The 13,703-nt window shown below is 46.8% G+C and carries 8 protein-coding genes; 2 read left to right on the top strand and 6 right to left on the bottom strand.

Annotation, left to right across the window (positions count from 1 at the left end; all coding sequences use genetic code 11):
• The first annotated feature begins 1 nt into the window (after position 1).
• On the top strand, positions 2-1,468 hold the full coding sequence (locus Enr17x_RS15555) for a DUF1501 domain-containing protein (protein ID WP_145310249.1): 1,467 nt from the start codon (positions 2-4) through the stop codon (positions 1,466-1,468).
• A gap of 59 nt (positions 1,469-1,527) precedes the next feature.
• Here the strand turns inward: Enr17x_RS15555 and Enr17x_RS15560 are convergent, their stop codons facing one another.
• The 6 genes from Enr17x_RS15560 to Enr17x_RS15585 form a co-directional block, all read right to left on the bottom strand.
• The gene (locus tag Enr17x_RS15560; protein ID WP_145310252.1) at positions 1,528-2,226 is read right to left on the bottom strand and encodes a GntR family transcriptional regulator; all 699 of its coding nucleotides are present in this window, start codon (positions 2,224-2,226) and stop codon (positions 1,528-1,530) included.
• 15 nt (positions 2,227-2,241) lie between these two features.
• Complete coding sequence (locus Enr17x_RS15565) at positions 2,242-3,546, bottom strand: DUF1552 domain-containing protein (protein WP_145310254.1); 1,305 nt, start codon at positions 3,544-3,546, stop codon at positions 2,242-2,244.
• 92 nt (positions 3,547-3,638) lie between these two features.
• The gene (locus Enr17x_RS15570; RefSeq protein ID WP_145310256.1) at positions 3,639-7,898 is read right to left on the bottom strand and encodes a DUF1592 domain-containing protein; all 4,260 of its coding nucleotides are present in this window, start codon (positions 7,896-7,898) and stop codon (positions 3,639-3,641) included.
• A 361-nt stretch (positions 7,899-8,259) separates the two neighbouring features.
• Positions 8,260-8,685: a peptidase associated/transthyretin-like domain-containing protein gene (locus Enr17x_RS15575; protein WP_145310259.1), complete on the bottom strand. Its 426-nt coding sequence runs from the start codon at positions 8,683-8,685 to the stop codon at positions 8,260-8,262.
• A 118-nt stretch (positions 8,686-8,803) separates the two neighbouring features.
• Positions 8,804-9,757, bottom strand: a complete 954-nt coding sequence (locus Enr17x_RS15580) for a DUF1559 domain-containing protein (RefSeq protein WP_145310261.1) — start codon at positions 9,755-9,757, stop codon at positions 8,804-8,806.
• A gap of 605 nt (positions 9,758-10,362) precedes the next feature.
• Positions 10,363-12,114, bottom strand: coding sequence for a hypothetical protein (locus tag Enr17x_RS15585; RefSeq protein WP_145310263.1), 1,752 nt, complete (start codon positions 12,112-12,114; stop codon positions 10,363-10,365).
• A gap of 309 nt (positions 12,115-12,423) precedes the next feature.
• Between Enr17x_RS15585 and rffA the strand changes: the two genes are divergently transcribed.
• Positions 12,424-13,617 carry a dTDP-4-amino-4,6-dideoxygalactose transaminase gene (rffA, locus tag Enr17x_RS15590; RefSeq protein ID WP_145310265.1) on the top strand — a complete coding sequence of 398 codons (1,194 nt, stop codon included), beginning with the start codon at positions 12,424-12,426 and terminating at the stop codon, positions 13,615-13,617.
• The last annotated feature ends 86 nt before the right edge of the window (positions 13,618-13,703 follow it).

A 13,703-nucleotide genomic window follows, 5' to 3' on the forward strand; every position in this document is an offset into this window, starting at 1 on the left:
TATGCTGCTTCCTCCTGCATCCACTGGAAATGATCTTTCAGCCCTGAATCGTCGGCAATTCTTCACCAGCGGTGCCAGTGGTCTGGGGACGCTGGCTCTTGCCTCGCTGCTCAAAGATGAGGGATTGCTGGCCAGCGAGAACAGCGGCCAACAGGCACACTTCGCTCCCAAGGCCAAGCGTTGCATTTACCTCTTCATGGAAGGGGGCCCGAGTCAGATGGACTTGTTCGACCCCAAACCAAAGTTAAATGAACTCGACGGCCAACCGATGCCTGAGTCTTTATTGAAGGACATCAAATTCGCATTTATCCAAAAAGAAGCAGCGCAGTTAATGGGAAGCCCGCGCACCTTCAAACGCTACGGCGAGTGCGGCTTGGAACTCTCGGATCTGCTGCCTCACCTTAGCACTTGTGTCGATGACATCGCTCTGGTTCGCTCGATGCACTGTGAGCAGTTCAATCACCTGCCCGGCCAGTTGATGATGCTCTCCGGCTCTGATCTGCAGGGACGTCCCACGCTCGGCTCGTGGCTCAATTACGGTCTGGGAAGTGAATCACAGAATTTACCCGGTTATGTTGTGCTGGCCACACTGGGCCGCGGTTTACCCGGCGGGGCTTCCAGCTGGTCAAGTGGATTTCTCCCCTCGCAATATGCTGGAACGCTGTTTCGTAATCAGGGCAGTCCGGTATTGAACCTGGAAACACCTGCTGAAATCGCACCCGAAGCACAGATGCGGAGTCTGCAGACCATCAATGAATTGAACGGCCTCCGCTACGAGCAGATCGGTAACCCCGAAATCGCCAGCAGGATTAAAGCGTACGAACTCGCCTTTCGCATGCAGCAAACCGCACCAGAGTTGCTCGATCTTTCCGGCGAGACCAAAGCAACTCTTGACGAATACGGCGTCACACGCGAAGAAGCTTCGAAAAGCAGTCAGGCCGGCTTCAACGGTTCGTATGCCCGCAATTGTCTGCTGGCCCGACGCATGGTCGAACGGGGTGTGCGTTATGTCACGCTCTTTTTATCAACCTGGGATCACCACAGCTATCTGGACAGCGGCTTGAAACGCTATACCGAAATTTCCGATCAGCCAATCGCCGCACTGCTCAAAGATCTGAAACGCCGTGGCCTGCTGGAAGACACACTCGTCGTCTGGGGCGGCGAATTCGGGAGAACACCATTGGGGGAAAACCGTGTCAATTTCAAGAAAGTGACCGGCCGCGATCATCATCCCTATTCCTTCAGCATGTGGCTCGCGGGTGGCGGTATCAAAGGAGGCCAAGTCATCGGTGAAACGGATGAAATTGGTTGGGGCGTCACAAAAGACCCCGTCCATGTGCACGACCTGCATGCGACGATTCTCAAACTGTTCGGCCTGGACCATGAAAAACTGACTTACCGTTTTCAGGGCCGCGACTTCCGACTGACCGATGTTTCCGGAAACATCGTCGAACAGTTACTGGCGTAAAATAAATCCCTGGCATTGAAAAAAAGCATACTCAAACCATTTCCTAATTCATCAGATACTCAAGTCAGCTCATCCATTTCTGGTAACCACTTGTACCAACCTTCAATATGATCTTGTATCAATTTTCGTATCGCCTCACTCTTTCCAGAACGCAGAGTTTCAATGAGTTCTAAATGACTTTCAATCGTTATTTCACGCACGCGTCCCGTCAGCTGTTCGTGCTTCCGATGTAGAGCAGCCAGCCATAATTCCAGTGAGGGACGCAACGATCGCCATGCCGCTATTAAACGGGGGCGTTGACTGGCTTCGACGATCATTGAATGAAATTCGATATCAAGCTGACTGATCTCGGCAACACTACCTGTGCTTTCCATCGCAGCGACGTTTGCTTCCCAGGCAGCATAATCGGAATCCGTCGCACATGCCGCAGCATGCACCGCCAGCATGGGTTCCACGGCTAACCTCAGAAAATAGAGATCTTCAAAGTCGGCGGTCGTCATCGAAACAACACGTGTTCTCCCTCGATCATCAAATTCAACAATTCCGTCGCGTTGCAGGTTCAGCAGCGCTTCACGTATAGGGGATCGGCTTACTCCCATCTCAGTTGACAAAACTGGTTCTGTTAGCATCGCCCCCGGTTCGTGAAACCCCTGAACGATTTCAGTGCGCAAGCGTGCCTCAACTGCCTGCGCCAGCGTTTGTCGTTTCAGTTTGTTATCTAACGGCACACGGCCCGTCGACAAATCATTGATTTTCATACATTGTTACCCTGTTTAAATTTCTGCAAGCCGTTCAGTCGAATCACCAAACTGATCCAGATTTAAGCCATATTTATCCATCAGCGAGAGATATAAACTACACATTTTACGGTTCGGTTTATCGAGATAGTCGAGCACGCGTCCGGTTTTCAGTTTGCCGCCTCCTCGTCCAAGAATCACTACCGGCAACTTTGTCGCATCATGACTGCCAGTAAGCATGCTGCTACAATACATGATGATGGAGTTATCTAATGCGGTTCGACTGCCTTCCTGAATGGCATCTAGCTTTCGTGCTACATAGGCAACCTGTTTCAAAAAGAACTGATTAACCTTGAGCCAGTCGTCAGACTCCTGATGCGATAGCAGGTGATGAATCATATAGTCGACCCCTAAATTGGGAAATCGGAGCGAGGAATGATCGTTATTGAGTTTTAATGTGCAGAGACGTGTGGAATCTGTCTGAAATGCAAGCACCAGAATATCACACATCAGCCGCATATGGTCGGCAATATCTTGCGGAATTCCATCAGCGGGTCGTGGAATATTGGGTTTATCGAGTGCAGGTCGCCAGCCTTGCAACTCTCCCCGCTGGCCGGCCCGTTCGATGCGCTGTTCCACTTCACGTACCGAATTGAGATATTCGTCAAGTTTCTGCTTATCGCTGCGGCTGATTCCACGACGCAGATCCTTTGCATCGCCCAACACCGCATCCAGCACACTCTGATCGCTTTTGCTGGCATTCTGACGAAACAGTCGATCAAAGGCCAGTGCAGGATAGACTTCCAGTGGTGTAGGCGTTGTCGGCGAACTCCAGGAAATATGACTGCTATAGAGCATCGAATAATTTTTGTGAACCGACGGATTCGATTTTTCGCAGCCCAATACCAGACTGGGAACTTTAGTAGTCTGGCCGTAATGCTTTGCCAGCATCTGATCAATACTGATGCCGCTACGAATTCCCCCGCCTGATTCCAATGGTGCCCCGCTTAGGATATTGCCGGTTTGGGAACTATGTATATTCCCCTTCAGGGCTTCTTCATTATATAGACCTTGAATGAAAAGCAATCTTTCGCGAAACTCGTTGAGCGGCTCTAGAACAGGACCAAGCTCCATCGACTTCCCTGCCCCCTTGGCCCACCAGTGATCTCGATGAAATCCATTGCCGGAAAACAGCGCCGCAAAACGAACAGGGGCCTCTCCTTTCACTGCCGTCGTGCCGGCTTCCTGTCCCCAGACCTGTAGCGACTCCAGCCACGGTAAAGCCATTGCAACACCGAGTCCACGCAACATAGTACGCCTGGTTGTCAAATAAGCAGACATGGAAGTACTCCTTGGTTTCAGTAAAAGGTAATTATGCCGTTATATGTTTTGTCATCATTTTAAGAATCTGAACACGTCCTGACGTGGATGATCTAGTCATTTTCAGAAACACTGCTCAGGTATTTGTAATCTGCCCCACGAATCATACGAAACTGTGGGCTCAAGACAATTGTCTGGATTGCTGTCGAAATCCGATACTCATCTTGAGTCATTTTTTGTAACATCTCATTCAGCAGCGGCTCATCTGACAATTGGACTGACCGCCCCAGAGCATACCCCAGAAGACGGCGATGAAATGCTCTCAGAAAATCATCACGCCGATCATTCAACAGGTAATGACGTAACCCTTCGAGACCACTGACCCTGGTACCATCAGGAAGTACTGCAGAAACATCAATTTCATGACCGCTGGAATCTTTGCTTCTCAGTCGGCCAATACTGTCAAATTGCTCCAAAGTAAATCCGAAGGCATCAATCCGTTGATGACACTTCGCACAACCAGGATTCGAACTATGCTGCTCAATCAGCTGCCGTTCCGTCAGACTCTTGGGAACTTCCTCAGGAAGTACTGGAACATCCTTGGGAGGTCGTGGGAGTTTCTCCCCCAATAGGAACTCAGAAACCCAATTTCCGCGTAAAATCGGACTGGTCCGCGAGGCGCCTGATTGTTTTGAAAGTGTCGCTGCCATCGCAAGAATCCCACCACGCGACTGTTTCTTCACTCCTTCGATTCGCTCCCATTCCTTTTTCCGCCTCTTGCCAGGCAGACCATAGAACTCAGCCAGGGGACCATTCACAAAGGTGTAATCGGCATCCAGAATTCCCACAACTGAACGATCCTGCTGAAACAGATCGGTAAAGAAGCGAATTACTTCCTCGTACATATCACTTCGCAACTCAGGAAATTTTGGAAAATGCCGCTGACTTTTTTCGTTGAACTGATCAAAGTCTCGAACGTGTAACCACTGACACCCAAATTCAATCGCCATGCGGCGCATCTTCGGATCTCGCAACATTCGATTAATCTGGGCCTTTAGTACTTCAGGTTGATGAAGCTTATTCTGAGAAGCGAGACTCCGCAGTTCCGAATCGGGTAGCGATGACCAGAGAAAATAGCTCAATCGCGATGCCAGTTCCCAGTCGCTGATCGGTGTTGGCTTCGTACCCTGCGAAACCTGTTCACTGCGATAAAGAAATGCTGGTGAAACCAGTACGCGTGCCAGCAGCATGTGCACCGCTTCTTCGTGCGACAGATCCTGCTCCCGAAATTGAGTGTAAAGCGAGGATAATTGTTCCCGTTCCGCGGAAAGCAAACAGCGTCTCCAAGCCTGCTCAGCAAAATCGAACACTGCTTTCACGTGCACGGGTTCCGTTTTTAACTGAAGCGATTTGAACTCGTTTGCACGCTGCATAATCCCTTCACGCATCGGAGTAAATGCACTCGGGTCTGCATCCTGCGTTGCAAACTGCCACAATTGTTCATAGGCATCCACCTGAATCAGCGGGGAGCGACTGACATAATGGAGATCATTCCACAGCTTATTCAGCTCGGCAATCTCGGATTCATTCAACATCAGTCGCTGTAAATGATCATCCTCTCGATAAAATAAAATCAGTGTCACTACTTCATCAACGGGTACTATCTTTGTGTAGCACAACGCTGCCGGAAACAGCTGACGAAATTCCTCGAACTGTGCCAATACCTCTTGTTTGATTTCACTGTTTTCCGAAACAAGGATTGGTGAAACAGGGACGACAGCACTCTCACCATCGGACCAGGTTGACTTGCGACCGTTCCGTTTAAACGAACCTGCAGTCAGATCTGTCAGCTGTTGTGGCTTTTCTTGCAATACTTTGAGCTGCACCGTGCCTTGGGGACTGGTTTTCGCATGAAGCCTACCCGTAACAACAAATTCGTAGCCATCTACCAGATCAGCGGGAACAATCAGTTCCAAAACCCTGGGTGCCTGCACACAGATATCAGTAGACGGGATTGTTGCTCCCATCGGATGTTTCCCAAACAGAACCGGGTCCAACCCATATTGAGAACTTGAATCGGAATCGGGAACTGTTTTCGAATCTGTCAGCAGCTGTTTTCGAACCGCTGCAAAAAACGGTCCGTTTAATGATGTCATCTGCTGGTAGAGTTTGGCATCGGGTGAATCAGGAAGTAAACCTCCCAGGCCGTTTGAGATAAGCGACTGCAATTGCTCAGCCAGTTGTTTCTTCATTTCAACATTGGGCGCAACCTGCCATCGGGCCAGCAAAGAACCTGCAGGAATCGTGGCTTCCGATTTACTATCATCGAGTTCACCATAAAAATGCCAGACAGCCTGATTTCCCTGCTGATCAGCATGAGGATTGCCGTCAAGAATATTTGAAGACACGTCCTGAGCCAGATTCCATTTTCCTTTTTGATTGCTCTCAGAACTAATTGTTAAATCTATGGCTGTTAAATCACAGGAATGATTTCCATCGCGCGGCCCAATGCTAAGCGAAAGCAGATCTCCCTGTCGTACAACCAGCTTTTCAAACGGCCCCAGCACTGCTGCTTTCGCTGAATCAGCAGTTCCAGATGCAAGCAACTGTCTTGTTCCACCACGATGCAATATCAGGCGCCATGTCACACCATTTCCACACCCAATATGCGCCCGTTTCACATGCCCTGCCACCTTAACGGTATCTGTGACAGGGCTTTTCCAGCCTGCCACTACACGCAATTCAGGTGTCGGGTGAACGGCAATACTGTGCGGCTGAACTTCTCCTGGAATACGGACGCTCTGATCGGAAGAGTTGGCAACAACGCTCAAAGCGTTATCGCCAACCCAGCCTTTGATGAAATCGTAGTTTTGGGCCTGCTCCATCTTTCTGGTGATATAGGAGTCAATAGAGGCTTCCTGTTGATGCATTCCTAGATACGAGAACCAGGCCCCCAGGACAACGCGATCAATTCCATATTTCCGTGCCAGGAGCTCAAGTTGACGTTCATTCGCAGTCTCGCCTGCTTCAACAGCAGCATTCAGACTTGCAGTCGCATTTTCCAGAATCCTGTCGCGGTTAGCTGAGAGTACAGAAACCACTTTTCTGATATCGCGCAGAGGCAGATCAGGTTGACCGGGCGCAACAAATCGTGCATTTTCCCAGACAGCATAATCGTCTCTGTTTCCATCCCCGGCAGTGGACGATACAAGGTATAAAGTAAGATTTTTCTTCTCTTTACTTTCGGGTAGCTTAATTCGAAACTCCTGCCGCGTGGAAACCGGCTGTACGGGAACCTGCCAGGCAGTCGGACCATTTTTCTTACCAATATGGCCTACCGTAGTAAATCGCCAGAGTGCCTGCTGCCACTGGGCAATGTCAGCTGTAATTTCTGGTGCGTTTTCCGGCTTGGCGATTTTCCACCTGGTTCGAATCCGATCAAGTACGCGTGAAGGAGTTTTATCATTAAGTGCATTCCAGAGCGTCTGTAAATATTTTTGATTTAAAGAATACTTGTGAGCGACTTCTGCAATCGTTTTCTTTCCTGACTGCAGTGTTAAACGCTCCAACAAAGTCACTCGTAAATATGCTTCGAGTGGCAGACGACCGCCACCATTTGTTTTGAATTGGATTCCCTGCAAATTGACCGCAGTGCCACCATTACTTTCCGTATAGCGCGCATAGAATTGACGAATCGCTGCCAGCTTCTCGTTCGTCCAGTCACGACGGGAAGTCTGACTGGAAAACTCAATGCCATCTGGCAGAAGCATTGCGTGTTTGGCAATCCCTTTTGCTGCTTCAAGGTATTTCTGAACTAATGACGGCGACATTACTAAAGAATTTCCCACATTTGTAAAGCCCTCGCCAGCGGCACTGTCCACTGGAAATTCTTTTGTCGGTTGCAGAGGAACACCAGTTAAATCCTGAATCGTGTAGGTATATTCGGCATTATTTAACCGCCGTAACACAACGGGCCCCGGATCCCCGGCGTTTGCTTTGGCTTCCGTATCTAGCAGGGACTGTACCCAACTGCGCAAAGAGTCTCGCTCTGCCTGCGTTGGTTGCAATTTTGCATCCTTCGGGGGCATTTCACGATCATCCAGCATCTCTACCACACGCTGCCAGGGAACGATATCCTGACGGATCTGATTCACTGTATGAAATCGAGCCAGATCCAACTCTCCCTGCTTTTCAGATGTGCTGTGACATTGATTACAGTATTTTTTCAGGATTGTTTTTTGGCTGTTTTGATACTCAGCCTGCAAAGTCAGGTAACGTTTCTGAATGGTTGCAGGAGAGTCCTGAGCGGGTGCAGAAACGGCAGCTAAAATTAGTAATACGGGGATGAAAAAAAATCGTGAACCATATTTCATGAGCATTATCGCCTGAGCTGTCGTTACCGGAACTCATCATATCAAGGGAATCTGATATTCTTACCCCACCCATAATGTCGACTGTCGACAGGCCTGTCAAGTCTCGAGAAAGAGTCTGTACAAATCAATCATTTATCCAGAAAAGACTATAACGACAGCAGCAAAGATGGAGATAGAGCTGGCTCGGCGTGATCAATACGACCATCAGTCGACCGGGAAGTTCAATGTTAAGCAGACAAGGAATTAAAGAAGAGACCTGCTGTGGTGCATCCCTAAGAAATGATGACAAATCTAAAACCAGATTTGACTGACTAGAATTCGAACTCATTTCTATTTTGAGCGAGAGAACCCGGTCAGATTCTCACTTACTTTTCAGTTCAAAATCAATTTGATTTGGACCGGCTTTTGTTACAGTTGCCTTCAGTGTAGAGCCTTCATTGTATTTTGCCGGTAACATCTCAGGACCAGCAACTTCCGCTCCTCCATCAGTTTTACTAATGCGAACTAAATGGTCACCCAACAGGGCTCCGGGGGTAGCATTGTCATACATCAACGTATATTTACCATTCTGGTCCGTGACCCCTGTCGAAGTGCGCGAGTTTGATTTTTCCTGCGATGACTGAGGATAAAAATCAATGATCGCATCTGCCAGGGGGGTTCCATCGAGAGTCACATTTCCGGTCACCTCTGCCAGTTCCGGTAACTGCTTCTCATTTCCAGAGCACCCGAGTAAACAGAATAGTGAAATCAAGATGAGAAAACGTGAGTAAAAAGGAAAACGTTTCATTTGAAAACACATGAATTGAGCTCTTTCGATGTATGATTAAGCTACCGAACGCACCACATAAAACCGGAGTGCGTTCGGCTGCATTGAATCTTTTGACCACAGTCTGTTTCCAGATAGCTTAAAACTCGGGCATCACTTCGCCACCCTTGATGGAGACGAGTGCCCGAATCACAGCAGTTCTGTCTACGTTTTCGCTTAAGAATCTGACACTGCCATCTCCGAGCAGCATATGACAACCGCCTTCATGATGACTTCCGGCGCCCCAGGCATAGGGTCGATCATATCCGGGATGATTTTTATTGATCCCATATGAATAAGGCAGAAGCACATTCGTGTGACGATACGAATTCCAGAATGGACCATAAGATGGACTGGTCAAGTAGAGAGATGCTTCAATAATCATCATGGTATTACTGGTTCCATCCTTAATGTCACCAATCCGAGCAGATCCATTGAAACCCAGTGTCCCTTTCAGGGAACTGTTATTTCCCCCATAAGTTGTAGTCAGGCTATATTCTGTCGTGTAGCCAGCACGACCATAGCTCGATTTTTGATAATTACCATACTTCGTAGGATTAGGATCTGAAGGACAAAGAAAAACAGGATAATTATTTTTTGCCACCGTTAACTGACCTGGTCCAATAAATGTTGGCCCAACAGAACCACAATAACTACCATCAGATCGAGCCACATGATCTGAAGACGACTGTGTAAAATCATACTGATTATACAATGGCGCTAAGTCGAGATAAGGCAGTAATAATTGATAGAACGTATGATTCAATAGTTGTGGAGACGTTCCCGCAGGAAGCCCAAGAGCACGTTCACAATAACAACTGCCAGGCGCAATTGCCGCTGGGGGAAAGACTCGATGCGCGTCGTGGTAATTGTGCAAAGCCAGCCCAATTTGTTTTAGATTATTCTTACAGGTACTTCGACGCGCCGCCTCTCTTGCCTGTTGCACTGCTGGTAACAGCAATGCGATCAAAATAGCAATAATCGCGATCACGACTAAGAGTTCGATTAATGTGAATCCACGTTTTTTCTTCTGAGAAATTTTCCAATAATTCATTCTTCAGTTCGCTTTCAATAAAATAATAAAAATGAGGGGAACAGATGGAAACGAAAATGAATACAGCGTCTCTCATCAATCTAGAAAAAGAAGCAGCCTGTTTTGGTTAAGAATGTCTGAATGAAAATGGCTATTGTCTATTATCGAAACTGTGATTTCAAAAGAGCTTCCCAGGCTCAATGAGAGAAAGGGACTCATCTGTTTAATGGAGTCTTTGCAGCTGATAGAGACAACGTTTGCTTCTGAGCAAAAAATGAACCAATCAATTATAAATTGGTCCTATTTTTCTTATCTGGCGCGGGCGCTCTGTAAATCGCCTCTTTTCAAGTGAAAAAAACCTTGATTGTGTTTTTCTTCCAGAAAGAACTGAGGCACTCCAATTCAGGAAGCCAGAGAATCAAACACAGTCTGCTCAGAAATTGTGCATCGTGAGCAGAAGCGCTGCTAACACTCAATTTAAATGCTGAGATTACTATTTGAGTGGAATTTGAGAGAATACGGACCAGTAGCTGGCAGAAGCAGTGCACAAAGGAACCAGGTTAAATCAGATGCAGGAATAGCATGCTGCTATAAAGGTCGATGCCCTTCTCTGGCAAACGAGACTTTTAATTCAGTGCAGATTGTGCGGGGTCTGCTTGCCTGTGGATGACTTTATAAACGCGAAAATTCCCGCCTTTATAAATCTCTTGAAACGCGACGTTCACGCCATAGTGCTGCTTGAGATAACCTTTGAGGACCCGATTTGAGACAGGATTGGAAATTAATAACAACCGATCCGTCTCATACAGATCCTGGTAAGGCGATTTGATCTGGTACTCATTTTGCCGTCGATGAAAGATAGGAGTACTCTGGCGTCCTGTCAGCCACAGATATTTTAAGTCCCTGCTCTCCACTTGCGTATCAAGTGGAAGAAAACAGTCAATCGGAAAGGGTGCCCAGGCAAGAAAGACTTTGTCAGGCATCTCTTCTTGCAACTGTATCAGATCCTGTTTAAATTGATAATTGATTCCCACGATCTTTTCGGACCATTGTTTCTGATTCCAGAACAAACAGCACGCCAAAAGAAACAATACGGGAATCCCCCACCGACGGAAAAGGCGCCTCTTTGATTGCCCCTGCTCATTATGCTCTGTAATTTCACAAGCAACAAAATAAATTGAAACAAAAAACGGAAAACTAACTAAGGGTATATAAATTCGCTCTGGTAATTTCAGATAAATCAAAAACGACAGCATTAGTAAAACGGTCCAGAACAGCATCCCGTTAATAGTACGGCGTTGCCAGGTATTATTATTCTGCTGCCGGACTACTATAACGGCTCCGATAAAACAGAACAAAAAAGTCAGATTCATGAATGCTGATTTTGCAGATACGATCCGAAAATTCATGACTTCAGGAAATTTCCAGAGAGTGAATTCGGTTCTTCGTGTTTTAAATTTCTGAATTCGTTCCAGGTTATATGTTTCCGGATCGAGATAAAACCATGATTTGAGCATCCAGAAATCATAATTACTCCAACCGATTTCATCAAAGAGTGGTTTGGTCTGATCTGTATAGGGAACCTGCGCATAATTCACGAGTTCTGCGACAGCACCCGAATAGTTTTTGTAGTGCTGCCAGTCCTTGTCCTGCTGATAATACTGATGGTCATAGGCGGCACTTCCCAAAACAGCAACAACTGTCAGAAATGCCGGGGCCAGATACGAGTTAATTTTCACCTGGCGAAAAAGACGGAATGCCATTACAACCAGAAACGGTGCGCTGGCCAGGAGAAGTAACTGGACCGCTGGGAATCGAATCAGACTGGATATGATCAAACACAACCCACCGCCCCATTTCAGCATACTGTGCGACTCTCTTCGCTTATCCAGAATCAGATTCGTTAGAATGAGGAATAGCCCAGACATTCCGAGCAAAAATGCAGTGGAAGTGAATTGAAGGTGAGTCAGAAAATAAATTCCTGCAACCAGATAAAATAACACAAAGTAGATCAGTGAAAACAATGTCCGGTCTAACAGCAACAGGACGTAAAGTAAGAGCCAGTACGAGATAAAATGGATTGTTAATAAGTAGCCCCCGTACCAGGGAAGATCAGAATTCATTTGATAGAGCTGTTTCAGGACCTGACCAATCAGCACATTGGTATAAATCAGATGCTCGTCGGGACCATCGACGGTGCCATAACCGGAAGCCACGAGCGCCATTGCAGGATCATCATTCACATCATAAACGGGAGTGATGACAAGAAATGTCAGTAGAAACAGGCAGACGACAACAGCCAGTGCAAACGTTCCAGGTGAGGACGTTTGCCATTTCCAGAGTAGGTTATTTCGTTCTGTTTCGGTGGCGTCTGACATCGTTTGAAGCGTCTCTACTTTTGAGTAAATCGAACTGACTGTGATGGAATCTGATCGATTTATTGCAAAAGATGTTCCTACAGAGGAAATAAGGTTCTTGTTTCATCCGCTTAACAAACCCGGTGAATCCCACTAATCGAAAAGAGTCCTACCCTGATGCAGCAGATTGGCGTAATCAGTCTGCTATTCTGGCATCAGAGTTGCTTCTTAGTAGCTTCTATCCCTAAGTCAGAGAAGAATATGCAGTAATAATACTGCACTCTGAGATTGTGCCTGTATAACAAATGTTAACAATTGGAAACACTATGTATGAACCCATTAATTCCGTTCAATAAACCGTATATCGCGGGTAAGGAATTATATTATATCGCGCAGGCCGTAACTCTCGGAAATATCTCTGGTGATGGCGAGTTTGCACGTCGTTGTGCTGCCGTTATGGAAGAACGTTTTGGTATTCATAAGGTGTTGCTCACTCCTTCCTGTACAGCAGCATTGGAACTTTCGGCCATGTTGCTCGACCTGCAGCCGGGCGATGAAGTGATTATGCCATCCTACACCTTTGTGTCGACGGCCAACGCCTTCATGCGAATTGGTGCGAAACCTGTGTTTGTTGACATCAGGCCGGATACACTGAATCTTGACGAAAGACTGGTTGAGCAGGCAATTACTGAAAAGACAAAAGCAATTGTTCCCGTGCATTACGCTGGTGTCAGTTGTGAGATGGATCTGCTCTCTACGCTTGCTGATAAATATGATCTGAAAATCATTGAAGATGCAGCACAGGGCGTCAATGCACGTTACCACGATCAGTATTTAGGATCGATTGGCCAACTGGGCTGTTATAGTTTCCACGAAACCAAAAATTTTATCTGCGGCGAAGGGGGAGCACTCTGCCTGAATTCAGAAGAACTGGTTGAGCGAGCTCATATTCTCAGGGACAAAGGAACAAACCGTCAAGCATTCTTTCAAGGATCAGTTGATAAATATACCTGGTGTGATATTGGTTCTTCATTTGTTCTCAGTGAAATCAATTGTGCCTTCTTATTCGCACAATTGGAAATGTTCGATGAAATCACACTGAAACGTCAACAGATTTTTGATGCGTATTATCAAAGCCTGCTACCATTGGAACAGAACCAGCAGTTACGCTTGCCCTGTATACCCGAAGACAGTACCAGCAACCATCACATGTTTTACATTCTTCTGCCCAACAAGACGATTCGCGATGGGCTGATGAAACATCTGAAACAAATAAACATTAGCGCAGTTTTCCATTTTGTACCGTTACATTCTTCACCGAAGGGAAGGAAATTAGGATACAAAGCCGGTGATCTCCCCGTTTCAGAACTTGCGGGCGACTGCCTCTTAAGACTTCCATTTTATTACGAGCTTACACCAGAAGAACAAAATTGCGTCGTAAATGAAATACAGAAATATCTGTCACAGAATCTCAACCAATTAGATCCTGCACAACCTCTCACGTCCCCGGCAACTCAATCTTAATCGTCGATCCTGTAATAAACTCCAGGCAAATATGACTAGTATTCAGCCTCAAAGAATAAAATTGAATATCAAATAAGATAAAAATA

Source organism: Gimesia fumaroli (assembly GCF_007754425.1).
GTDB classification, from domain to species: Bacteria; Planctomycetota; Planctomycetia; order Planctomycetales; family Planctomycetaceae; genus Gimesia; species Gimesia fumaroli.

What these genes read in the sequence shown, in the direction of transcription:
- Enr17x_RS15555 (WP_145310249.1), top strand. Translation starts at nt 2, where the DNA reads ATGCTGCTTCCTCCTGCATCCACTGGAAATGATCTTTCAGCCCTGAAT.
- rffA (WP_145310265.1), top strand. Translation starts at nt 12,424, where the DNA reads ATGAACCCATTAATTCCGTTCAATAAACCGTATATCGCGGGTAAGGAA.
- Enr17x_RS15580 (WP_145310261.1), bottom strand. Translation starts at nt 9,757, where the DNA reads ATGAATTATTGGAAAATTTCTCAGAAGAAAAAACGTGGATTCACATTA.
- Enr17x_RS15575 (WP_145310259.1), bottom strand. Translation starts at nt 8,685, where the DNA reads ATGAAACGTTTTCCTTTTTACTCACGTTTTCTCATCTTGATTTCACTA.
- Enr17x_RS15570 (WP_145310256.1), bottom strand. Translation starts at nt 7,898, where the DNA reads ATGAAATATGGTTCACGATTTTTTTTCATCCCCGTATTACTAATTTTA.
- Enr17x_RS15560 (WP_145310252.1), bottom strand. Translation starts at nt 2,226, where the DNA reads ATGAAAATCAATGATTTGTCGACGGGCCGTGTGCCGTTAGATAACAAA.
- Enr17x_RS15585 (WP_145310263.1), bottom strand. Translation starts at nt 12,114, where the DNA reads ATGTCAGACGCCACCGAAACAGAACGAAATAACCTACTCTGGAAATGG.
- Enr17x_RS15565 (WP_145310254.1), bottom strand. Translation starts at nt 3,546, where the DNA reads ATGTCTGCTTATTTGACAACCAGGCGTACTATGTTGCGTGGACTCGGT.